Genomic DNA, 22562 nt, shown 5'->3' with positions numbered 1-22562 from the left:
TGTCCGGTGTGTTCATAAATCCGACGCTCTGTCGTGGCCCTTGGTGACACCCTGCGTCGTCACCCGATGGCGCCGGGTCGATCCCCGGTTATCTTCCCGTTACCCGCCAGTAACGAACCCCCTTGTGTCCCGGCCTGGAATGGACCACGATCGGCGACGCTCGGTCCTTCCCGCAGAGCCGCTCATCCGGAGCCGCGTGGAGGGTCCCCACCGGGCCGGCCGGTGCCTGTGGCGCCGGCTGCGGGACAGGGGGGTCTTCGCCACACCGGCGGAGCCTGTCCTCCTGGTTGCGCGAACGCGTGACCCAGTGGTTGTCGCTCGGGGGTGAACGCCGGTGTACCGGACGCGGCTCTGTCGCGGCTCGGCCGCCTGCGCTCCTTCCCGAGGACGTAGCACTTCTCCCATCCCAGGACGGGTACGGCCCGGACCGGAGATGTACGTCCGAGAAGGAGGAACGAATAATGAGTTCTCAGGTTCGTGGCGGGACCAGATGGAAGCGCTTCGCGCTCGTCATGGTGCCGAGCATCGCGGCAACCGCCGCGGTCGGTGTGGGTCTGGCGCAGGGTGCCCTCGCGGCGTCCTTCGCCGTGTCCGGCCAGGACTTCAAGGTCTCGGCCGACAAGCTCGACGGTGACAACCTCATTCAGTACGGCGGTATCGCCGAGGGTCACGACCTCAAGGGCAACGCTGCGCACCACCCGGTGACCATCTCCGGGTTCAGCCATGCCGAGATCACCAACATGTGCCAGTCGCTGGTGACCCCGACCCCGCTGGGCAACATCACGCTGCAGCTGCGGACGGGCCACAAGGGCAAGCCGGCCGTCGCCGACAACATCTACCTGGATGTTGCGGAGCTCGACACCGACGCCGAGTTCAAGAACCTGGACATCGGTGTCGCCGTGGGCGACGCGAGCCACAAGACCAAGCCGCAGGCCGGTACGGTCGCGAGCCCCTACGCGTTCTCCCAGCGCGCCGACAAGGCGATTCTGTCGAACGTGCGCCAGAAGGCATGGGCGACGACGGCGGGTACGTTCAAGCTGCCCGACCTCAAGCTGCGCCTGCTCGGCGGCGACCAGCCGTGCTACCAGGACGAGAAGTAATTCGTCCCGGAGCGTGACCGGAGGGGCGGTCGGTGCCGGCTGCAGCCGATTCCGCCCGCCCGTCCGGGGCTCCACCTAGTTCTCCGTACCACCGTTTCCAGGGAGCTGTAGTCCATGAACCACCAGGCCCCGGTCTACGTTCGCCGCTCTGATGATGCTTGGCTCACCGTGGTGTATTACCACTTCTTCGCCTGGCGCGGCCGCCGTCCCTTCTGGGCAGGCCTGTTCACGCTCCTCGGTGGTGTCCCGATCGTGTACTTCCCGTACGCGGACATGCGATTGGGCAACGTCACTCTCGCGATGGCGACGACGACCGGATCCGGCTCGCTGATCATCGGCATCCTGCTGATGACGCTGGGCCTGGCCCTCTGGTTCCAGCAGAGCATCCGGGTCTTCGCCGGGGTCGCCTCGATCCTGCTGGCCCTGGTGTCCCTGCCGGTGTCCAACCTCGGCGGGTTCTTCGTGGGCTTCATCCTCTCCATGGTCGGCGGCGCCCTCGCACTGTCGTGGGTCCCCGGCAGCCCCGTGGAAGAGACCGCCGTCCCGGACGGTGGCGCGGGCAAGTCGGCAGCCATGGCGGACAACCCCCAGGGCATCCCGGGCATCCCGGCGCCCCGCGAGACGGAAACGGCATACGCGAGCGAGACGACTGCCCACGCCGATGGCGGGAGGAACAGTGCGGGGTGACGAGACGCAGCGGGGCGTGGCCCCGAGCGCAGAGTCCCGTGAAAGAAGGGGACCGCGGCACGCCGCGCCCCGGAAGTCGCTGCTGAACAAGATCCAGATACCCGTCGGCAAGACGATGGCGCTGGCGGCCATGCCGACCGCGGTCTTCGTCGGGATGGGCGTGGCCCCGAAGCTGGCCCTGGCCGACGACCACGAGATCCCCTTCGCGCCCGGCCCGTGCGTGACGCGGTCCGACGGGCCCGCGGAGTCGGCCTCGCCGAGCCCCTCCACGTCGCCCTCGCCGAGTTCGTCGCCCAGCGCGACGCCCTCGCCCGGTGCGTCCCAGGCCCCGAAGCCCGGCGTCACCCCGCCGGCCCCGAAGCCTTCCGCCAGCAAGCCGGCCGGTCCCACCACCGCGTCGAAGCAGACGGAGCCGTCGGCCCCGGCCGCAGCACCGTCCGCGTCCAAGACCCCGAACCCGCTGGACCCGCTGGGCGTCGGAGACGCGCTCAAGGGCATCGTCGACGGGATCACCAAGCCGCTCGAGACCGCGAAGCCGTCGGCGACCCCGACGCCCACGCCGTCCAAGCCGGCCACGGCGACGCCGACCCCGACGAAGCCCGCCCCGGACCCGGCCGCGGACGCGATCCGCGACGCGGCGAAGAAGGCCGGCGTCGACGTCAAGGAGCTGTCGCAGGACGTCAAGGACACCGCGGCGAAGCCGAAGGACGAGACGGGCAAGACGGCGGACGAGGACGCGGACAAGCCGAAGCCCGAGGAGACGAAGGACGCGGACGGGAAGCAACCCTTCCCCTGCCCGACGTACGACGCCAAGGCGCTGGCCGACGCCCAGCTGGAGCCGGGCATCCCGCTCCTGCCGGACGAGCCCTGGTACCTCGACAGCTCGCTGCTGACCCTCTACGGCCTGGACTACCACGGCATCGTCGAGGTGAAGACGGCAGGCGGCAAGACGAAGAAGGTCCTGAAGTTCACGGCGGACTCGCTGGACATCAAGGACCTCTACCAGACGGTCGGCAAGAGCGGGAACGTCGCCCACCTGAAGTCCCGCTCCGGCTCCACTTCCAAGATCCGCGGCGGCACGGTGACGATGTACACCGAGAGCCTCAAGGGGAACCTCTTCGGCCTGATCCCGATCGAGTTCACCCCGAACAGCCCGCCGCCCCTGAACGTCCCGTTCGCGTTCTTCACGAACGTCAAGGTCGTCCAGGCCGGCCAGTTCGGCGGCACGCTCACCGTCCCGGGCCTCAAGAACTACATCGGCCCGCCGGAGTAGTCCCGTACGGGGCCGTCCCGTACGGCCCCGCGCAGGGCGTTCGCGCCCCGCACACCGCGTCCGATGCACCGAGGGCGGCACCCCGGATCCTTGTCAGGATCGGGGTGCCGCCCTCGGTCTCTGTGCGGCAGAGTCACACCGTGCGGTGTCAGCCCTGGGACTGGCCGCCCAGGTGGTGGACGCGGACCATGTTGGTCGTGCCCGGGACCCCGGGGGGCGAGCCGGCGGTGATGACCATCGTGTCGCCCTCGTTGTAGCGGCCCAGCTTCAGCAGCTCGCCGTCCACCAGGTCGACCATCGCGTCGGTGGTGTCCACGTGCGGGACGATGTAGGAATCGACGCCCCAGCTCAGCGTGAGCTGGTTGCGGGTGTTGACGTCGGTGGTGAAGGCCAGGATCGGCTGGGTCACGCGGTAGCGCGACAGCCGGCGGGCGGTGTCACCGGACTGGGTGAAGGCGATGAGCGCCTTGCCGTCGAGGAAGTCCGCGATCTCGCAGGCCGCGCGGGCGACGGAGCCGCCCTGGGTACGGGGCTTCTTGCCGGGGACCAGCGGCTGGAGGCCCTTGGAGAGGAGCTCCTCCTCGGCCGCCGTGACGATCTTCGACATCGTCTTGACCGTCTCGATCGGGTACGCGCCGACCGAGGACTCGGCCGACAGCATGACCGCGTCCGCGCCGTCGAGGATCGCGTTGGCGACGTCGGACGCCTCCGCGCGCGTCGGGCGCGAGTTGGTGATCATCGACTCCATCATCTGGGTCGCGACGATCACCGGCTTGGCGTTGCGGCGGCACATCTCGATGAGCCGCTTCTGGACCATCGGGACCTTCTCGAGCGGGTACTCGACGGCCAGGTCGCCACGGGCCACCATGACCGCGTCGAAGGCGTCGACCACGGCCGCCATGTTCTCGACGGCCTGCGGCTTCTCGACCTTGGCGATGACGGGGACCCTGCGGCCCTCCTCGTCCATGACCTTGTGGACGTCCTTGACGTCGTTGGCGTCGCGGACGAAGGACAGGGCGACCATGTCGCAGCCCATCCGCAGGGCGAAGCGGAGGTCGTCGACGTCCTTCTCCGACAGGGCGGGGACGTTCACGGCGGCACCCGGCAGGTTGATGCCCTTGTGGTCCGAGATGACACCGCCCTCGATGACGATGGTCCTGACCCGCGGGCCCTCGACCTCGGTCACCCGCAGCTCGACGTTGCCGTCGTTGATCAGGATCTGGTCGCCCTTGGTCACGTCGCCCGGCAGGCCCTTGTAGGTGGTGCCGCAGATGGACTTGTCACCCGGGACGTCCTCGGTGGTGATGGTGAACTCGTCACCGCGCACCAGCTCGACGGGGCCCTCGGCGAAGGTCTCCAGACGGATCTTGGGACCCTGGAGGTCGGCGAGGACGCCGACCGCACGCCCGGTGTCCTCGGAGACCTTCCGGACGCGGTCGTACCGCTCCTGGTGTTCTGCCTGGGACCCGTGGCTGAAGTTGAATCGGGCCACGTTCATACCTGCCTCGATGAGCGCTTTCAGCTGCTCATACGAGTCGACGGCGGGGCCCAGCGTGCAGACGATTTTGGAACGGCGCATGACTGGATCCTATCGGTTTGTTTCGTAGCGGAATATTCCGTCTGGTGGAAAGTCCAAGTGACTACTGAGTAACGAGGGCGTACGCCTGGGTGGCGATCTCCAGTTCCTCATCCGTCGGGACCACGGCCACCGCCACCCGCGCGTACTCCGGCGACACCAGCCGCGGCTCCGGGGAGCGCACCGCATTGGCCTCCGGGTCCAGGACGAGTCCCAGCTCCGCGAGGCCGTCCACGGCAGCTTCCCGGACCTGGTGCGCGTTCTCGCCGACCCCGGCCGTGAACGCCACCGCGTCCACCCGGCCGAGCACCGCCGAGTAGGCGCCGATGTACTTCTTCAGGCGGTGGACGTACGCCGCGAAGGCGAGCCGCGCCGACTCGTCGCCCTCGCCCGCCCGCCGCAGCACCTCGCGCATGTCGTTGTCGCCGCACAGGCCCAGCAGACCGCTCTTCTTGTTCAGGAGCGAATCGATCTCATCCACCGAGAAGCCGCCCACCCGCGCCAGGTGGAAGACGACCGCCGGATCCAGGTCGCCCGAACGGGTGCCCATGACCAGACCCTCCAGCGGGGTCAGGCCCATGGACGTGTCCACGCACACCCCGCCCCGGACCGCCGAGGCCGAGGCCCCGTTGCCCAGGTGCAGCACGATCACGTTCACGTCCTCCACCGGCCGGCCGAGCAGCCCCGCCGTCGCCCGCGAGACGTACGCGTGGGAGGTGCCGTGGAACCCGTACCGCCGGATGGCGTACTTGTCCGCCGTCGCGGCGTCGATCGCGTACCGCGCCACGTACTCCGGCATCGTCGAGTGGAAGGCCGTGTCGAAGACCGCCACCTGCGGGAGGTCCGCGCGCAGCGCGCGGGCCACCTCGATGCCGGTCAGGTTCGCCGGGTTGTGCAGCGGCGCCAGCGGGATCAGGCTCCGGATCTCCGCCAGCACCTCGTCGTCGATCACCGTCGGCTGCGTGAACCGGGTTCCGCCGTGCACCACCCGGTGCCCGACGGCGGCCAGTTCGGGCGAGTCCAGGCCCATCCCGTCGGCGGCGAGCTCCGCCGCGACGGCCCGGAGCGCGGCCTCGTGGTCCGCGATCGCGCCGAGCCGCTCGCGCTTGCCGCCCTCGGCGCCCGGACCGGTGAGCGGCTCGTGCACGAGCCGCGAGGTCTCTTCGCCGATCCGCTCCACCAGGCCGACGGCGAGGCGGGTGGAGTCCGCCATGTCGAGCAGCTGGTACTTCACCGACGAGGAGCCGGAGTTGAGGACGAGTACGCGCGATGCGGTGGTCACGATGAGGGTCTTTCCTTCGGGGTGAGGGCCCGGTGGCGGGGGCCGGGCGGGCCGGGCGGGCCGGGCGGGCTGTGCGGGCTGTGCGGGGGTCAGGCGGTGGGGGCCGGGGTGCCCTGCGCCTGGATCGCGGTGATCGCCACGGTGGTGACGATGTCCTGCACCAGCGCGCCGCGCGAGAGGTCGTTGACCGGCTTGCGCAGACCCTGGAGCACCGGGCCGACCGCGACGGCGCCCGCCGAGCGCTGCACGGCCTTGTACGTGTTGTTGCCCGTGTTGAGGTCGGGGAAGATCAGCACGCTCGCCCGGCCGGCCACGTCGGAGCCGGGCAGCTTCGTCGCGGCGACCGAGGGCTCGACGGCGGCGTCGTACTGGATCGGGCCCTCGATCAGCAGGTCCGGGCGCTGCGCGCGGACGATCTCGGTGGCCTTGCGGACCTTGTCCACGTCGGCGCCGGAGCCCGAGGTACCGGTCGAGTACGAGAGCATCGCGATCCGCGGCTCCACGCCGAAGGCGGCCGCGGTCGCCGCCGACTGGATGGCGATGTCGGCGAGCTGATCGGCGCCCGGGTCCGGATTGACCGCGCAGTCGCCGTAGACGAGGACCTGGTCGGCGAGGCACATGAAGAAGACCGAGGAGACGATGGAAGCGTCGGGCTTCGTCTTGATGATCTCGAAGGCGGGGCGGATGGTCGCGGCGGTGGAGTGCACCGAGCCCGAGACCATGCCGTCGGCGAGGCCCTCCTGGACCATCAGCGTGCCGAAGTAGTTGACGTCGGTGACCACGTCGAGGGCCAGCTCGAAGGTCATGCCCTTGTGGGCGCGAGCCTGGGCGTAGAACTCGGCGAAACGTTCCCGCAGCGGGGAGGTCGCCGGGTCGATCAGCTGGGCGCCGGAGATGTCGACGCCCAGGTCGCCGGCCTTCTTCAGGATCGCCTGCTCCTCGCCCAGCAGGGTCAGGTCGCAGACCCCGCGGCGCAGCACCACGTCCGCGGCGCGCAGCACGCGCTCCTCGCCGCCCTCGGGCAGCACCACGCGGCGCCGCTCGGAGCGGGCCCGCTCCAGCAGCTCGTGCTCGAACATCATCGGCGTGACGCGCTCGGAGCGGGCCACCGACAGCAGTCCGCGCAGCTCGGCGGTGTCCACGTGCCGCTCGAACAGGCCGAGCGCGGTCTCCAGCTTGCGCGGGGTCGCGGAGTTCAACCGGCTCTGCAGCGAGAACAGTTCGGTGGCCGTCGGGAAGCTGTTGCCGGCAACGGAGACCACCGGGGTGCCCGGCGCCAGCTTCGAGGCCAGCGTCAGGATGTCGGGGCCCGGACGCTCGTTCAGGGTCAGCAGCACACCGGCGATCGGCGGAGTGCCCGAGGCGTGTGCGGCCAGCGCCCCGATGACCAGGTCGGCCCGGTCCCCGGGGGTGACGACCAGGCAGCCGGGGGTCAGGGCGTTCAGGAAGTTCGGCAGCATGGCGCCGCCGAAGACGAAGTCCACGGCGTCGCGGGCCAGCCCGGCGTCGTCGCCGAGAAGCACCTCGCCGCCGAGCGCCCGGGTGATCTCGGCGACGGTCGGGGCGGAGAGCGACTTGTCGTCCGGCAGCACGTAGCAGGGGACGGGCAGGCGGGCGGCCAGCCGCTCGGCTATGGCGTCCCGGTCCTCGGCGGCCACCCGGTTGACCACCATCGCGACGACGTGGCAGCCCAGGCTCTCGTACGCGCGGAAAGCGCTCTGGGCCTCGGCGCGCACCGCCTCGGCGGGGTGCTTGGTGCCGCCGACGACGGGGACCACCACGGCCCCCAGCTCGTTGGCGAGGCGGGCGTTCAGCGCGAGCTCGTCGGGGAGGTTCGTATCGGCGTAGTCGGTGCCGAGGACGAGCATGACCTCGTAGTCGCGGGCCATCCGGTGGTAGCGGTCCACCAGGCGGGAGACGAGTTCGTCGGTGCCCTTCTCGGCCAGGATGGCGGAGGCCTCGTGGTACTCCATGCCGTACGCCGCGCGGGCGTCCTGGTCGATCCGGTAGCGGGCCCTGAGCAGGTCGAAGAGCCGGTCCGGTCCGTCGTGCAGCAACGGACGGTAGACGCCGACCCGTGCCGTCTGGCGGGTCAGCAGCTCCATGATCCCCAGCTCGACGACCTGCCGGCCGTCCCCCCGCTCGATACCGGTCACGTACACGCTGCGCGTCACGCGTGCTCTCCGTCCCATGGTCTGGATGTGGGTGCCGCCCGCCGGGCCGGCGGGCGGATCCGAGTCGATTTTCCCCGATAGGGTGGGCTTGACCTCTTGACAATACCCCGGCGGACAGATAGGGCGCCCGCCGGAAGAGTGAATGTCGGATGGGCCGAAGGGCCTGGTGGGCGGAGCACCACAGAACGCGCCGCATCCCCGGCCCGTGGAACAATCGGACAGGGCTTCACCAATACGCCCTTCAGATGTACGGCCGTCCGCCCGCACGCGTACGGCCCGGTACGACCAGGAGCAGGAGACACAGCACGATGCGTATCGGAGTTCTCACCGCAGGCGGCGACTGCCCGGGCCTGAACGCTGTCATCCGTTCGGTCGTGCACCGCGCCGTGGTCGGCCACGGCGACGAAGTCATCGGCTTCGAGGACGGCTTCAAGGGCCTCCTGGACGGCCACCACCGGCCCCTCGACATCAACGCCGTCAGCGGCATCCTCGCCCGCGGCGGCACGATCCTCGGCTCGGCCCGCATGGAGCGCGCACGGCTGCACGAAGCCGCCGAGAACGCGCAGGAATTGGCGACGCGCTACGGCATCGACGCTCTCATCCCGATCGGCGGCGAGGGCACCCTGACCGCCGCCCGGATGCTGTCGGACGCCGGGATGCCGGTCGTCGGCGTGCCGAAGACCATCGACAACGACATCTCCTCCACCGACCGCACCTTCGGTTTCGACACCGCCGTCATGGTCGCCACCGAGGCCATCGACCGCCTCAAGACCACCGCCGAATCGCACCAGCGCGTGATGGTCGTCGAGGTCATGGGCCGGCACGCGGGCTGGATCGCCCTGGAGTCCGGCATGGCCGGCGGCGCCCACGGGATCTGCCTGCCGGAGCGCCCCTTCGAGGTGGACGACCTGGTGAAGATGGTGGAGGAACGCTTCTCCCGCGGTAAGAAGTTCGCCGTCATCTGCGTCGCCGAGGGAGCGCACCCCGCCGAGGGCTCGATGCCGTACGAGCGGGGCGCGATCGACGCCTACGGCCACGAGCGCTTCGCCGGCATCGGCAACCGCCTCGCCACCGAGCTGGAGCACCGCCTCGGCAAGGAGGCCCGCCCGGTCATCCTCGGCCACGTCCAGCGCGGCGGCGTCCCCACCGCGTACGACCGGGTCCTGGCCACCCGCTTCGGCTGGCACGCGGTGGAGGCCGTCCACCGCGGCGACTTCGGCAACATGACCGCCCTGCGCGGCACCGACATCGTGATGGCCCCGCTGGCCCAGGCGGTCACCGAACTGAAGACGGTCCCGGAGGGCCGCATGTACGAGGCCGAGTCCGTCTTCTAGCGGGCGCCGCCCGCGAAGGCCCAGAAGTGGGCCACGATGTTCGCGAGGAACTCCCGGCCCGCGTCGCCCGCGCCGGCCGTGCCCGAGGCGCCGCCCCAGCTCAGGGTGGCCACCATCTTCGACTGGTAGTCCGCGTGCAGCTGCTCCAGCACCGGCTCCAGGTGCTGCTTGGGCACCGGGAGCAGCTTGGCCAGCGGCTTCACGTACGCCTGCCAGCGCGTGGTCACCGCATTGCGCAGCAGCTCGGCGAGCTCGTCCTGCTTGCCGGTCGCCGTCACGAACTGGGCCAGTGACAGCCCGAGCACCTGCGCCAGGGCCACGGACTGCCGTTCGTTGCCCTTCCAGCGCCCCGTGTCCTCCATCTTCTGGTACGCGCTCGTCTCCAGCCCGATCCGCCGGGCCAGCTCGTCCGCCGCCATGCCGCGGGCCATCCGGTGCTCCCGCAAGGTCACGGGCTCGGCGAGCAGCTCGCCGGGGGCGCACCAGAGCACGCCCGCGAGCGCCGTGAGCTCTGCGGAGCTGGGCGATATCTCGCCACGTTCCCAGGCCATCACGGTCTCGGGCTCGACGATCAGTCCGTACTGGGCACGCAGGCCATAGGCGACATGACCGGGAGCCATGCCCAGGGCTGCGCGGAGGCGACGCGCGGCGGGGGCATTGAAGGGAGGGCTGGAGTGCACAGGGCACACCGTAGGAGTGCCCAAGGCGTGGCGACTACAGACCGTTCAAACAAGCCCAGAACTCGTAGGAAAGTCCTATGGAGTTCGACGCTTTGGCCGGGTTTCCCTGCGACCGTCCGGTAATCGGATCATTTCTAGATCCATTGGCAAGCGTACGGTTCCGGCCAGCCGTTGCGATACCCCTGCGCACGATCTCCACGGATCTCCACCGATCTCCCCCACCCCTCCTGAACCGGCCGCCCTCCCCGCCCGTGATCCATATCGGGGGCCCTCGCATACGGGGGTGGCGAGGGCCCCACCCCTCACCCCGGAGCCGCTCCTTGCCTTGACCTCGGCGTCAAGGATTACCGTCGGGGCATGCGCATCGGCGAACTGGCGGAGCAGGCGGGGACCACCACGCGGACCCTGCGGTACTACGAGTCGCGCGGACTGCTGCCCGCGCGCCGCACCGGCAACGGCTACCGCACCTACGACGAGGACGACCTGCGGCTGCTGCGCCAGATCCGCATGCTCCAGGACTTCGGCTTCGAGCTGGAGGAGACCCGCCCGTTCGTCGACTGCCTGCGCGCCGGCCATCCCGCCGGGGACTCTTGTCCCGCGTCCCTGGCCGTGTACCGGCGCAAGCTCGCCGAGCTCGACGGGCTGATCGGCCAGCTGGCCGACGTACGGGAGCAGGTCGCCCGGCAGCTCACCGCCGCCGAGGAGGCCGCCGGCGAGGCGGCGTCGCCGCGCTGCGAAATGACCGGACCGTGAGAAGGGGAAGGGAAGAGATGATCCACGCCAAGGGTGTCGCCGAAGTGACCGACCTGGACTTCGAGGCGGAGGTGCTCGCCGAGCGGGGCCGGCCCGTCCTCGTGGAGTTCACCGCGGACTGGTGCGGGCCCTGCCGGCAGCTCGCGCCCGTGCTGTCCGCCGTCGCCGCCGAGGAAGCCGACCGACTCAAGGTCGTGCAGATCGACGCGGACAGCAACCCCGCCACCGTCGTCCGGTACGGGGTGCTGTCCATGCCGACCCTGCTCGTCTTCCGCGACGGCGAGCCCGTCAAGCAGATGGTCGGCGCCCGCGCCAAGCGCAAGCTGCTTCAGGAGCTCGAGGAGGTCACCGGGGTCACCGGCGTCACGGCCTGAGCCAGACCGTCGCCAGGGGCGGGAGGGTCATGCGCAGGCTCGCCGGACGGCCCTGCGAGGGCACGGGCTCGGGCCGCACGGGCTGCAGATGGCGTACGCCGCTGCCGCCGTACTGCTCCAGGTCCGTGTTCAGGACCTCCCGCCACCACGGCACCTCCTCCGGGACGCCGATCCGGTAGCCGTGCCGGACCACCGGCGAGAAGTTCGACACGCACAGCAGCGGCGAGCCGTCCTGCGCGTACCGCAGGAACGCGAAGACGTTGTCCTCCGCCGCGTCCGCCTCCACCCAGGCGAAGCCCTCCGGCTCGGTGTCCCGCTCCCACAGCGCGGGCGCCGCCGCGTACGTGAGGTTCAGGTCGCGCACGAGGTCGCGTACGCCCCGGTGGTCGGCGGCCGCCCCGTACGAGGAGTCCAGCAGCCACCAGTCCGGCCCGTACCGCTCCTGCCACTCCGAGCCCTGTGCGAACTCCTGTCCCATGAACAGCAGTTGCTTGCCGGGATGGGCCCACATGAAGCCAAGGTACGCGCGGTGTATGGCCCGCTGCTGCCACCAGTCCCCGGGCATCTTCGACACCAGCGAGCCCTTGCCGTGCACCACTTCGTCGTGCGAGATCGGCAGCACGTAGTTCTCGCTGTACGCGTAGATCATCCCGAACGTCATGTCGTGGTGGTGGTACTTGCGGTGCACCGGATCCTTCGACGCGTACCGCAGGGTGTCGTGCATCCAGCCCATGTTCCACTTCAGCCCGAAGCCGAGCCCGCCGCCGTCCGTCGGCCGGGTCACGCCCTCCCAGGCCGTGGACTCCTCCGCGATCGTCACCACGCCCGGACAGCGCCGGTACACCGTCGCGTTCATCTCCTGGAGCAGCGCCACCGCGTCCCAGTTCTCCCGCCCGCCGTGCTCGTTCGGCGCCCACTCGCCCTCGCCCCGCGAGTAGTCCAGGTAGAGCATCGAGGCCACCGCGTCCACCCGCAGCCCGTCCACGTGGAACTCCTGGCACCAGTACACGGCGTTGGCGACGAGGAAGTTGCGGACCTCCTTGCGGCCGTAGTCGAACTCCAGCGTCCCCCAGTCCGGGTGCGCGGCCCGCCGCGGGTCGTGGTGCTCGTACAGCGGCCGCCCGTCGAACTCCGCCAGCGCCCACTCGTCGCGCGGGAAGTGCGCGGGCACCCAGTCGACGATCACCCCGATCCCCGCCCGGTGCAGTGCATCCACCAGCATCCGGAAATCGTCCGGACCGCCCATCCGCGAGGTCGGCGCGTAGAACCCGGTCACCTGGTAGCCCCACGAGCCGCCGAAGGGGTGCTCGGCGACCGGCATCAGCTCCACGTGCGTGAAGCCCAACTCCTTGACGTACGGGGGGAGCTGCTCGGCCAGCTGCCGGTACGAGAGCCCCGGCCGCCAGGAGGCCAGGTGCAGCTCGTAGACCGAGAAGGGGGCCCGGTGCACGGGGAGGGTCCCGCGCTGCGCCATCCACTCCGCGTCCTGCCACTCGTACCGGGACGCGGTGACCACCGAGGCGGTGGCCGGCGGGACCTCCGTGTGCCGGGCCATCGGGTCGGCGCGCAGGGTGTGGCTGCCGTCCGGGCGGGTGATGTCGTACTTGTAGAGCGTGCCCTCGCCCACCCCCGGCAGGAACAGCTCCCACACCCCGGAGGCGCCCAGCGAGCGCATGGGGTACGCGACCGAGTCCCAGTACGAGAAGTCCCCGGTGACCCGCACCCCTTGGGCGTTCGGCGCCCACACCGTGAACCGGGTGCCGGCCACGCCCTGGTGCTCCATCGGGCGGGCCCCGAGCGCCGTCCACAGCTCCTCGTGCCGGCCCTCGCCGATCAGGTGCAGGTCCAGCTCACCGAGCGCGGGCAGGAAGCGGTACGGGTCGTGCACCTCGAGCTCGTCGCCGTCGTACGTGACCAGCAGCCGGTAGTCCGGCACGCCGGTCAGCGGCAGCAGCCCCGAGAACAGCCCGTCGCCGTCGTCGAAGAGCTCGGCCCGCAGCCCCTTGGCGACGATCGTGACCGCCTTGGCGTACGGGCGCAGCACGCGGAAGGCCACGCCGTCCCGCCGGGTCCGGGCGCCCAGCACCCCGTGGGGGTCGTGGTGGCGGCCCTCCAGCAGCCGGGCCCGATCCTCGGCCCCGAGCCCGGGCGCCGGCCGTACCCCGTGCGAGGGCGCCCGCCGGGCGCGCGGTGCCTGGGCCTTGCGCGGCGCCGCCGCGGCCGGCGCTCCGCGGCCCGAAGCGGCGGCCGGGGCCGGAGCCGTGGCCGGAGCCGCGGACGGCGGGGTGGTGGAGGGTGACTGACGGGCGGGGCTCACGTGTGCGGCCTCCTAGGCGGCTGCGGGCGGGGGTGGGGGGAGAGGGAGGAGAAGCCTTCGCCGGGGCCGGCCCCGGGTCCCGGGCCGGGTCCCGCGGCGGCGCCGGGGCCGGGCCGGTGGGACTGCCCCGGGCGGGCTGCGGACCCGGGGCCGGGCAGCGCCCGGCCGAATCCCCGGTCCGCGCCGGAGGCGAGGCGCCGGATCGCCGCCATGGGGACGTGCAGCCAGTCGGGGCGGTGCCGGGACTCGTAACGCGCCTCGTACACCGCCTTGTCGGTCTCGTACGCGCGCAGCAGGACGGGATCCTCCCGCGGGTCGCGGCCGGTGGTGCGGGCGTAGCCCTCGCAGAAGGCGGCCCGGCAGGCGTCCGCCCAGGCGGGCGCGAACGGGCGGTGCGAGCGGGCCGCGTAGTCGAACGAGCGCAGTATCCCGGCGATGTCGCGGACGGCGGGTTCGGGGCGGCGGCGGTCGGCCAGCGGCCGGGCCGGCTCGCCCTCGAAGTCGATCAGCGCCCAGCTGCCGTCGGCGGTCCGCAGCGTCTGGCCCAGGTGCAGGTCCCCGTGGATCCGCTGCGCGGGCACCCCGGCCCCGCGGGAGGCGGCCAGCGCGTCGAACGCCCCGCGCAGCCCCGCCTCGTAGGGCCGCAGCGCGGGCACCTCGCGGGCGGTGGCCGCCAGCCGGGCCGTCATCCCGGAGGCGAGCCGGGCGGTCTGCTCCGGGCCCAGCGCGACCGTGGGCAGGGCGGCGGCGAGCGCACTGTGCACCTCGGCGGTGGCCCGGCCCAGCGCATGCGCCTCGGCGGTGAAGTCGGCCCCGGCGCCGAGCCGGCGCAGCGCGAGCTGCCAGCCATCGTCGGAGCCCCGCAGATAGGGCTGGAGCACGCCCAGCGTCAGCGGCTCCGCACCGGGCAGCTCGGCCTCGTACCAGGCGACCGGCGCGGGCACGCGGGTACATCCCGCGGCGGCCAGCGCCCTGGGCAGCTCCAGGTCCGGATTGACCCCGGGGCCGACCCGGCGGAACACCTTCAGGATGTGCGAATCCCCGTAGATCAGCGAGGAGTTGGTCTGTTCCCCGGACAGTGGCCGGGGGGTGAGCGCCGCCGGGATCAGCGCCATCGGGTCGCGGTCGAACCGCAGCGGGCCGAGGGTGCCGGGCGCGCGCAATCGTTCCAGCAGCAGGGCCGCCAGCCGTGGGTCGCCCAGCCCCTCGTACACGTACTGGCCGGCGTACGGGCCCTGCTCGGCGCGCCCGATGAGGGCGGGCGCCAGGGCCGGCGGCAGCGCGGCGCGGACGCCGAGCAGCAGTTGGTAGCAGTCGCCGTCGACGTCGAGGAGCAGGTGGACCAGCCTGGGGGAGGATCCCGGCGGCAGCAGATCTGCCGCAGAGATCATCCGGAGCCGGCCGATGCGCCGGCCCTTGCCGGCGAACCAGCGCTGGACCGGCAGCCAGTCCCGCAGCATCGGCTCCAGCGGACTGAGTCCGGTCGTGCTCGTCGTCCCGGCGGATGCAGCCTCCGACATGGCGTCGCGTCCTTTCCCCGGGCCGTCACAGAATGCGGAGAGTGTCCCGGATCGCGTCAGTGCTTCTCCGGTGGTGTACGAGTGTCGGGTCAGGATGATCCGTACAGGGGCGGGCGATTGACCCATTCGCGCCGCCCACCCCGTACTCGGCGGGCTACTCGTTGCGCAGGCGGAACCAGTAGAAGCCGTGCCCCGCGAGCGTGAGCAGGTACGGCCATTCGCCGATCGGCGGGAAGCGCACGTCACCCGTGAGCTCCACCGGGACCCGCCCGTTGAACGACTGCAGATCCAGCTCGGTGGGCTGCGCGAAGCGGGAGAAGTTGTGCACGCACAGAACCAGGTCGTCCCCGTACTCGCGCAGGAACGCGAGCACCGCCGGGTTGGAAGAGGGCAGTTCGGTGTACGAGCCGAGGCCGAAGGCCGGGTTCGCCTTGCGGACCTCGATGAGCCTGCGGGTCCAGTGCAGCAGTGAGGAGGGCGATGCCATCGTGGCCTCGACATTGGTGACCTGGTACCCGTAGACCGGGTCCATGATGACCGGCAGGTTCAGCCTGCCCGGATCGCAGGAGGAGAAACCGGCGTTGCGGTCCGGGGTCCACTGCATCGGCGTGCGGACGCCGTCGCGGTCGCCGAGCCAGATGTTGTCGCCCATGCCGATCTCGTCGCCGTAGTAGAGCACCGGCGAACCGGGCAGCGACAGCAGCAGGGCGGTGAACAGCTCCATCTGGTTGCGGTCGTTGTCGAGGAGCGGGGCGAGCCGGCGCCGGATGCCGATGTTGGCCCGCATCCGCGGATCCTTGGCGTACTCGGCGTACATGTAGTCGCGCTCTTCGTCCGTGACCATCTCGAGGGTGAGCTCGTCGTGGTTGCGCAGGAAGATGCCCCACTGGCAGCGGTCCGGGATCGCCGGGGTCTTGGCCAGGATTTCGGAGACGGGGTAGCGCGACTCTCTTCGTACGGCCATGAAGATGCGCGGCATGACGGGGAAGTGGAAGGCCATGTGGCACTCGTCCCCGCCCTTCGCGAAGTCGCCGAAGTAGTCGACGACGTCCTCGGGCCACTGGTTGGCCTCGGCGAGCAGCACGGTGTCGGGGTAGTGCGCGTCGATCTCGGCGCGGACCCGCTTGAGCAGCTGGTGGGTGCGCGGCAGGTTCTCGCAGTTGGTGCCCTCCTCCGCGTACAGGTAGGGCACCGCGTCGAGTCTGAACCCGTCGATCCCGAGGTCCAGCCAGAACCGGAGGGCGGAGACGATCTCCTCCACCACGGCCGGGTTTTCGTAGTTGAGGTCGGGCTGGTGCGAGAAGAACCGGTGCCAGTAGTACTGCTTGCGGACCGGGTCGTACGTCCAGTTCGAGGTCTCGGTGTCGATGAAGATGATGCGGGCGTCCTGGTACTGCTTGTCGTTGTCGGCCCACATGTAGTAGTCGCCGTACGGCCCGTCCGGGTCCTTGCGGGACTGCTGGAACCACTCGTGCTGGTCGCTCGTGTGGTTCATGACGAAGTCGATGATCACCCGCATGCCGCGCTGGTGCGCGGCGTCCACGAACTCCACGAAGTCGGCGAGGTCGCCGAACTCGGGGAGAACCGAGGTGTAGTCGGCCACGTCGTAGCCCCCGTCGCGGAGCGGCGAGGCGAAGAACGGCGGCAGCCAGAGGCAGTCGACGCCCAGCCACTGGAGGTAGTCGAGCTTGGCGGTGAGTCCCTTCAGGTCCCCTACGCCGTCTCCGTTGCTGTCGTGGAAGGACCGTACGAGCACCTCGTAGAAGACCGCCCGCTTGAACCAGTCGGGGTCGCGGTCCTTCGCGGGGGTGTCCTCGAACGTGTCGTGGACGGGATCGTTGATCATCATGTGGTGGGTGACCCTCCGGTGGGCGGGGACGGTCGCAGGGCCGCCAGTACGTGCGCGGGCGTGCGGCCCGGTTCCAGGCGCACGTAGTTGGCCCTGCCCCAGTGGTAGGTCTCGCCGGTGAGCTCGTCGCGCACCGCGAGGGACCCGTGCCAGTCGAGGCCGAGTACCGGCATGTCCAACGAGACCGTCGCCTCCTGGGTGTGGTGCGGATCGAGGTTGACGACCACCAGTACGGAATTGGCGCCGGCATGCTTCGAATAGGCGATCACCTGGTCGTTGTCGGTCGTGTGGAAATGGATGTCGCGTAGCTGCTGCAGCGCCGGGTTGCGGCGGCGCATCCGGTTCAGGGCGGTGATCAGCGGGGCGATGGTGCGGCCCTCGCGGTCCGCGGCCGCCCAGTCGCGTGGCCGGAACTCGTACTTCTCGGAGTTCAGGTACTCCTCGCTGCCCTCCCGGACCGGGGCGTTCTCGCACAGCTCGTATCCGGCGTAGACGCCCCAGGTGGGGGAGAGGGTGGCGGCCAGGACGGCGCGCACCTCGAAGGCCGGACGGCCGCCCTGCTGGAGGTACTCGTGGAGGATGTCGGGCGTGTTGACGAAGAAATTCGGCCGCATGACGGCGGCGGAGCGGGTGTCCGCGAGCTCGGTCAGGTACTCGGTCAGCTCGGCCTTGGTGTTGCGCCAGGTGAAGTACGTGTACGACTGCTGGAAGCCGACGGCGGCGAGCGTGCGCATCATGGCGGGCCGGGTGAAGGCCTCCGCCAGGAAGATCACGTCGGGGTCGGACTTGTTGATGTCCGCGATCACCTTCTGCCAGAAGACGACCGGCTTCGTGTGCGGATTGTCCACCCGGAAGATGCGGACGCCGTGGTCCATCCAGTACCGCAGGATCCGGACCGTCTCCTCGACGAGGCCGGCCATGTCGGTGTCGAAGTGGATCGGGTAGATGTCCTGGTACTTCTTCGGCGGGTTCTCCGCGTACGCGATCGTCCCGTCGGCCCGGTGGCGGAACCACTCGGGGTGCTTCTCCACCCAGGGGTGGTCCGGGGAGCACTGGAGTGCGAAGTCGAGCGCGATCTCCATGCGCAGCTCGCGGGCGCGGGCGACGAAGGCGTCGAAGTCCTCGATCGTGCCGAGGTCGGGGTGGACCGCGTCGTGGCCGCCCTCGGTGGAGCCGATGGCCCACGGCACCCCGGGGTCCCAACTTCCGGCCGAAAGAGTGTTGTTCGGGCCCTTGCGGTACGTACTCCCGATGGGGTGGATCGGGGGCAGGTACACCACGTCGAAGCCCATCGCGGCGATGGCCGCCAGCCGGTCGGCGGCGCTGCGGAACGTGCCGCTCACGGGCTGCTCGCCGGGCTCGACGACGGCTCCCTCGGAGCGCGGGAACATCTCGTACCAGGAGCCGAAGAGGGCCCGCTTGCGCTCCACGACCAGCGGCAGGGCCTTGGACGCGGTGACCAGCTCCCGGTACGGGCGCCGGGCGAGCGCGGCCTGCACCGGGACTGCGAGGGCGGCCGGGTACCGCAGCGACACCGGGCGGTCCTCGTCGCGCATCGCCTCGGCGGCGGCCAGTACGTGCTCGCGCCCGTCCTTCTTGGGGATCCTGGAGCCGGCCCGCTCGTAGAGCTCGGCGCCCTCGAGCAGGGTGAGCCCGGGGTCGATGCCCGCGGGGATCTTGATGGCGGCGTGGGCCTGCCAGGTGCCTACGGGGTCGCTCCACGCCTCGACGGTGTACGTCCATCTCCCCTCGACCTCGGCGGAGACGCGCGCCCCCCACCGGTCGGTGCCGGGCGCCAGCTCGCGCATCGGCACGGGGGGCCGCAGCCGCCCGCTCGGATCGCGGAGCACGACATGGGCGGCGACGGCGTCGTGGCCCTCGCGGAACACGGTGGCGGAGATCTCGAAGACCTCGTCCACGACCGCCTTGGCGGGTCTGGCCCCGCAGTCGACGGCGGGGCGGACGTCCAGCACGGGAATACGACCGATCATGGGATCACCTGGGGGCAGTTCGCAGGGCTCGGTGACATCAGCCCAGCCGGAGCACCGGCTGGTCGTGCACGCTCTGTTCGCTCTGTTTCTAGCCGCTCAGAAGACGGCTGGGCTGCGGGCATGGCCGCTCCTGTCCGCGTTCACTCGGGTGGCGGGAGAGGTGGTAGGGCGGGGGTGCCGTGCGTGTACGCGGGGAGCCCTGCCCACTCTCACCCCGCCCAATCCGTGCGCTTGGTTAACTACTCGTACGTAGTTGCGCGGCCCAGACCAAGCCCCTGGCCGACATCCGCCGAGGCTCAGTCAAGTCGGTTGGGACTACCGGATGTACGTCGTGACACCCCCGCCCCACGAGCACCACAGGCATCATCTGTGACTGGGGGTTTGGGGCGGTGAGGGCGGAATATCCGGAGTGACAGCGCCCTCCGCGGGAGGGATCGCAGGGCCCGTCTCGGCGGATTTCATGTGTGCTTCCGGCCGCCGGAATGTCCTGAATTCACATCACCTTTTTCGAAGGAACGTTCCTGTTGCGTCCCACTCGTACGGTGGTCCTGCTCGCCGCGGGCCTCGTCACCCTTCTCGGTGTCCCGGGCGCTGGCTCGGGCGCCGAAGGCCGCCGATACACCACCCTCGCTGTAGGTCGACAACGTTGACGCCAACTGCTCCGACACCCGCCCGGACAGCCGCCCCGGCCACCCGTGCGGCGCACGCGGTGACCGGGGCGGCGTCGTTTCGGCGTCGTTTCGGCGTCGTTCGGCGGCCTTCGGCGGCCTTCGGCGCCCGAGGCACCGTGGCAGGGCGGGGCGCAGTGAAGCTAGCCTTCCCGGGGTGATGCGCGGACGCACAGCGTGGTGCGGCCGCTTCGATCCGTAATCGCCTGCGAAGGTAGAACGTGTGAAGGCTATCCGTCGATTCACCGTGCGCCCCGTTCTCCCGGAACCATTGCTGCCGCTCGCCGACCTCGCGCGCAATCTGCGCTGGTCGTGGCATGCCGAGACCCGTGAACTCTTCCAATCCGTCGACCCCGAGGGCTGGCAGGCCGCCGGCGGCGATCCCGTCCGGCTGCTCGGCGCAGTCTCCGCCCCCCGGCTCGAGGAACTGTCCGGCGACCGGCGGTTCCTGCGCCGGCTCGCCGTCGTCGCCGCCGACCTCGACGACTACGTCCACGGCGGGAGGTGGTACCAGAGCCATGAAAACGGCGCCGAGCTGCCCGCCGGGATCGCCTATTTCTCCCCCGAGTTCGGGATCACCGCCGCCCTGCCGCAGTACTCCGGCGGGCTCGGGATCCTCGCCGGGGACCACCTCAAGGCCGCCAGCGACCTCGGCGTCCCGCTGATCGGCGTGGGACTGCTGTACCGGCACGGGTACTTCCGTCAGTCCCTCTCCCGTGACGGCTGGCAGCAGGAGCACTATCCCGTCCTCGACCCCAACGAGCTCCCCGTGTCCCTGCTGCGGGACACCGACGGGGCACCGGCCCGGGTGTCCCTGAGTCTGCCGGGCGGCCGGGCCCTGCACGCGCACATCTGGCAGGCCCGCGTCGGCCGGGTGCCGCTGCTGCTCCTGGACTCCGACGTCGAGGACAACGACGCCGGCGCCCGGGAGGTGACCGACCGGCTCTACGGCGGCGGCAGCGACCACCGCCTCCTCCAGGAGATGCTGCTCGGCATCGGAGGCGTGCGCGCGGTGCGCACGTACTGCCGGATCGCCGGGCATCCCGACCCCGAGGTGTTCCACACGAACGAGGGACACGCAGGATTCCTCGGGCTCGAACGCATAAGGGAACTGGAAGGGGAGCAGGGGCTCGGCTTCGACGCCGCCGTGGAGGCGGTGCGCGCCGGGACCGTGTTCACCACGCACACGCCGGTGCCCGCCGGCATCGACCGCTTCGAGCGGGGCCTGGTCGCCCGGCACTTCGGGCCCGGCGCGGAGCTGGCCGCCCTCCCGGTCGACCGGATCCTCGAACTGGGCGCCGAGTCCTACCCCGGCGGCGACCCCGGCGTGTTCAACATGGCGGTGATGGGGCTGCGCCTGGCCCAGCGCGCCAACGGCGTCTCGACCCTGCACGGGGCGGTCAGCCGGGGCATGTTCGCCGGCCTGTGGCCGGGCTTCGACCCGGCCGACGTGCCCATCACCTCCGTGACCAACGGTGTGCACGCCCCGACCTGGGTGGCCCCCGAGGTCGTCCGCCTCGGCGTCCGCCAGATCGGCGCCGGGCGGACCGAGGACGCGCTGTCGGTGGGCGGCTCCCAGCGCTGGGACGCGGTCGCCGACATCGCCGACCAGGACATCTGGGACCTGCGGCGCGTACTGCGCGAGCAGCTGGTGCAGGAGGTGCGCGACCGGCTGCGGGCCTCGTGGCTCCAGCGCGGGGCCGCGGAGGCCGAACTCGGCTGGGTGGACTCCGTACTCGACCCGGACGTGCTCACCATCGGGTTCGCCCGGCGCGTGCCCTCGTACAAGCGGCTCACGCTGATGCTCCGCGACCCCGACCGGCTGCGCAGGCTGCTGCTCGACCCGGAGCGGCCCGTGCAGATCGTCGTCGCGGGCAAGGCGCACCCGGCCGACGACGGGGGCAAGCGGCTCGTGCAGGAGCTGGTGCGGTTCGCGGACGACCCGCGGGTGCGGCACCGGATCGTCTTCCTGCCCGACTACGGCATGGCCATGGCGCAGAAGCTCTACCCGGGCTGCGACGTCTGGCTGAACAACCCGCTGCGGCCGCTGGAGGCCTGCGGGACGAGCGGGATGAAGGCGGCGCTCAACGGCTGCCTCAACCTGTCCGTGCTGGACGGCTGGTGGGACGAGTGGTTCGAGCCGGACTTCGGCTGGGCCATCCCGACGGCCGACGGGCTCGGGACGGACGAGGACCGGCGCGACGACCTGGAGGCCAATGCCCTCTACGAGTTGATCGAGGGCCGGGTCGCGCCGCGGTTCTACGACCGGGCGGGCCGCAGCGGACTGCCGGTGCGGTGGATCGAGATGGTCCGGCGCACCCTCGTCTCGCTGGGTCCCAAGGTGCTCGCGGGGCGCATGGTGCGGGAGTATGTGGAGCGGCTGTACGCGCCGGCCGCGCGCGCCCACCGGGCCCTGAACCCCGATGCGGCACGGGACCTGGCCTGGTGGAAGGGCCGCGTCCGGGCGGCCTGGCCGCGGGTCGGCGTCGAGCACGTGGAGGCGCTGGCCGCGGCTCCCGTGAACGGCACCGCCGAGCTCGGGGCCACCCTCACGCTGCGGGTGCGGGTGGCGCTCGACGCACTCACCCCCGAGGACGTGGAGGTGCAGGCCGTCGCCGGCCGGGTGGATCCGCAGGACGTGATCCGCGACGGGCGGACCTTTCCGCTGAAGCCGGCCGCCGGGCCCGACCTGGAGGGGCGCTGGATGTACGAGGGCCCGCTCGCCCTCGACCGCACGGGGCCCTACGGCTACACCGTGCGCATCCTGCCCGCGCACCCGCTGCTGGCGACGCCGGCCGAACTGGGGCTGGTCGCAGCCCCGGTGGAGGCCGACGCGGCCGGTGACACGGGGGCGGGGGGCGGCGTACTGCTGCGCTAAGAGGCCTCGGTGAAGTGGGGTTTCGTTTTCGCGTCGTCCGGTGCGGTGCATCGCAAGGCGGAGCGGCACGCTTGTACTGGACGTACCAGGGTGCTGCGACAACGCG

The 22562-nt window shown here is 71.1% G+C and carries 15 protein-coding genes; 7 read left to right on the top strand and 8 right to left on the bottom strand.

Annotated elements, in window-relative coordinates; translation table 11 throughout:
* Positions 1-461: 461 nt before the first annotated feature.
* From AB0M76_RS09695 to AB0M76_RS09685, 3 genes are all read left to right on the top strand, one after another.
* Complete coding sequence (locus AB0M76_RS09695; protein WP_266663613.1) at positions 462-1100, top strand: DUF6230 family protein; 639 nt, start codon at positions 462-464, stop codon at positions 1098-1100.
* 114 nt (positions 1101-1214) lie between these two features.
* On the top strand, positions 1215-1787 hold the full coding sequence (locus AB0M76_RS09690; RefSeq protein WP_365952376.1) for a DUF6114 domain-containing protein: 573 nt from the start codon (positions 1215-1217) through the stop codon (positions 1785-1787).
* Complete coding sequence (locus AB0M76_RS09685; protein ID WP_365952375.1) at positions 1762-3060, top strand: hypothetical protein; 1299 nt, start codon at positions 1762-1764, stop codon at positions 3058-3060. Before AB0M76_RS09690 ends, AB0M76_RS09685 begins: the two co-directional genes overlap by 26 nt.
* Positions 3061-3208: 148 nt before the next feature.
* On the opposite strand, the gene pyk is transcribed toward AB0M76_RS09685, so the two are convergent.
* The 3 genes from pyk to pta form a co-directional block, all read right to left on the bottom strand.
* Complete coding sequence (gene pyk, locus AB0M76_RS09680) at positions 3209-4639, bottom strand: pyruvate kinase (protein ID WP_365952374.1); 1431 nt, start codon at positions 4637-4639, stop codon at positions 3209-3211.
* 61 nt (positions 4640-4700) lie between these two features.
* Positions 4701-5918: an acetate kinase gene (locus AB0M76_RS09675; RefSeq protein WP_365952373.1), complete on the bottom strand. Its 1218-nt coding sequence runs from the start codon at positions 5916-5918 to the stop codon at positions 4701-4703.
* Between the two features lie 89 nt (positions 5919-6007).
* Positions 6008-8092, bottom strand: coding sequence for a phosphate acetyltransferase (gene pta, locus AB0M76_RS09670; RefSeq protein WP_365952372.1), 2085 nt, complete (start codon positions 8090-8092; stop codon positions 6008-6010).
* A 308-nt stretch (positions 8093-8400) separates the two neighbouring features.
* On the opposite strand from pta, the gene AB0M76_RS09665 reads away from it, so the two are divergent.
* Positions 8401-9426: an ATP-dependent 6-phosphofructokinase gene (locus tag AB0M76_RS09665; protein WP_030295196.1), complete on the top strand. Its 1026-nt coding sequence runs from the start codon at positions 8401-8403 to the stop codon at positions 9424-9426.
* On the opposite strand, the gene AB0M76_RS09660 is transcribed toward AB0M76_RS09665, so the two are convergent.
* Positions 9423-10115, bottom strand: a complete 693-nt coding sequence (locus tag AB0M76_RS09660; protein ID WP_365952371.1) for a helix-turn-helix transcriptional regulator — start codon at positions 10113-10115, stop codon at positions 9423-9425. The genes AB0M76_RS09665 and AB0M76_RS09660 overlap by 4 nt on opposite strands.
* 348 nt (positions 10116-10463) lie before the next feature.
* Here AB0M76_RS09660 and AB0M76_RS09655 point away from each other — a divergent pair, with 348 nt between their 5' ends.
* Both AB0M76_RS09655 and trxA read left to right on the top strand, forming a co-directional pair.
* Entirely contained in the window at positions 10464-10859 is a 396-nt protein-coding gene (locus tag AB0M76_RS09655) for a MerR family transcriptional regulator (protein ID WP_053784736.1), read from the top strand.
* Between the two features lie 17 nt (positions 10860-10876).
* Positions 10877-11233 carry a thioredoxin gene (gene trxA, locus AB0M76_RS09650; protein ID WP_365952370.1) on the top strand — a complete coding sequence of 119 codons (357 nt, stop codon included), beginning with the start codon at positions 10877-10879 and terminating at the stop codon, positions 11231-11233.
* Here the strand turns inward: trxA and glgB are convergent.
* The 4 genes from glgB to AB0M76_RS09630 form a co-directional block, all read right to left on the bottom strand.
* Positions 11223-13550: a 1,4-alpha-glucan branching enzyme gene (gene glgB, locus AB0M76_RS09645; protein WP_365952369.1), complete on the bottom strand. Its 2328-nt coding sequence runs from the start codon at positions 13548-13550 to the stop codon at positions 11223-11225. The two genes, trxA and glgB, sit on opposite strands and share 11 nt — an antisense overlap.
* Positions 13547-15070, bottom strand: a complete 1524-nt coding sequence (locus tag AB0M76_RS09640; RefSeq protein WP_365952368.1) for a maltokinase — start codon at positions 15068-15070, stop codon at positions 13547-13549. Before AB0M76_RS09640 ends, glgB begins: the two co-directional genes overlap by 4 nt.
* Before the next feature lie 154 nt (positions 15071-15224).
* On the bottom strand, positions 15225-16919 hold the full coding sequence (treS, locus tag AB0M76_RS09635; RefSeq protein WP_365952367.1) for a maltose alpha-D-glucosyltransferase: 1695 nt from the start codon (positions 16917-16919) through the stop codon (positions 15225-15227).
* A complete protein-coding gene (locus AB0M76_RS09630; RefSeq protein ID WP_365952366.1) occupies positions 16916-18910 on the bottom strand; it encodes an alpha-1,4-glucan--maltose-1-phosphate maltosyltransferase in 1995 nt (664 codons plus the stop codon). The genes treS and AB0M76_RS09630 overlap by 4 nt, the downstream gene beginning before the upstream one ends.
* An 891-nt stretch (positions 18911-19801) precedes the next feature.
* Here AB0M76_RS09630 and glgP point away from each other — a divergent pair.
* A complete protein-coding gene (glgP, locus tag AB0M76_RS09625; protein ID WP_365952365.1) occupies positions 19802-22456 on the top strand; it encodes an alpha-glucan family phosphorylase in 2655 nt (884 codons plus the stop codon).
* The last annotated feature ends 106 nt before the right edge of the window (positions 22457-22562 follow it).

Origin of the sequence: Streptomyces sp. NPDC051364, assembly GCF_040682115.1 — a bacterium.
Taxonomy (GTDB): Bacteria; Actinomycetota; Actinomycetes; order Streptomycetales; family Streptomycetaceae; genus Streptomyces.
The sequence above is the reverse complement of the archived record's forward strand: the minus strand, read 5'-3'. Positions and strand labels throughout refer to the sequence as shown.

What these genes read in the sequence shown, in the direction of transcription:
- AB0M76_RS09695 (WP_266663613.1), top strand. Translation starts at nt 462, where the DNA reads ATGAGTTCTCAGGTTCGTGGCGGGACCAGATGGAAGCGCTTCGCGCTC.
- AB0M76_RS09690 (WP_365952376.1), top strand. Translation starts at nt 1,215, where the DNA reads ATGAACCACCAGGCCCCGGTCTACGTTCGCCGCTCTGATGATGCTTGG.
- AB0M76_RS09685 (WP_365952375.1), top strand. Translation starts at nt 1,762, where the DNA reads ATGGCGGGAGGAACAGTGCGGGGTGACGAGACGCAGCGGGGCGTGGCC.
- pyk (WP_365952374.1), bottom strand. Translation starts at nt 4,639, where the DNA reads ATGCGCCGTTCCAAAATCGTCTGCACGCTGGGCCCCGCCGTCGACTCG.
- AB0M76_RS09665 (WP_030295196.1), top strand. Translation starts at nt 8,401, where the DNA reads ATGCGTATCGGAGTTCTCACCGCAGGCGGCGACTGCCCGGGCCTGAAC.
- AB0M76_RS09655 (WP_053784736.1), top strand. Translation starts at nt 10,464, where the DNA reads ATGCGCATCGGCGAACTGGCGGAGCAGGCGGGGACCACCACGCGGACC.
- trxA (WP_365952370.1), top strand. Translation starts at nt 10,877, where the DNA reads ATGATCCACGCCAAGGGTGTCGCCGAAGTGACCGACCTGGACTTCGAG.
- AB0M76_RS09640 (WP_365952368.1), bottom strand. Translation starts at nt 15,070, where the DNA reads ATGTCGGAGGCTGCATCCGCCGGGACGACGAGCACGACCGGACTCAGT.
- treS (WP_365952367.1), bottom strand. Translation starts at nt 16,919, where the DNA reads ATGATGATCAACGATCCCGTCCACGACACGTTCGAGGACACCCCCGCG.
- AB0M76_RS09630 (WP_365952366.1), bottom strand. Translation starts at nt 18,910, where the DNA reads ATGATCGGTCGTATTCCCGTGCTGGACGTCCGCCCCGCCGTCGACTGC.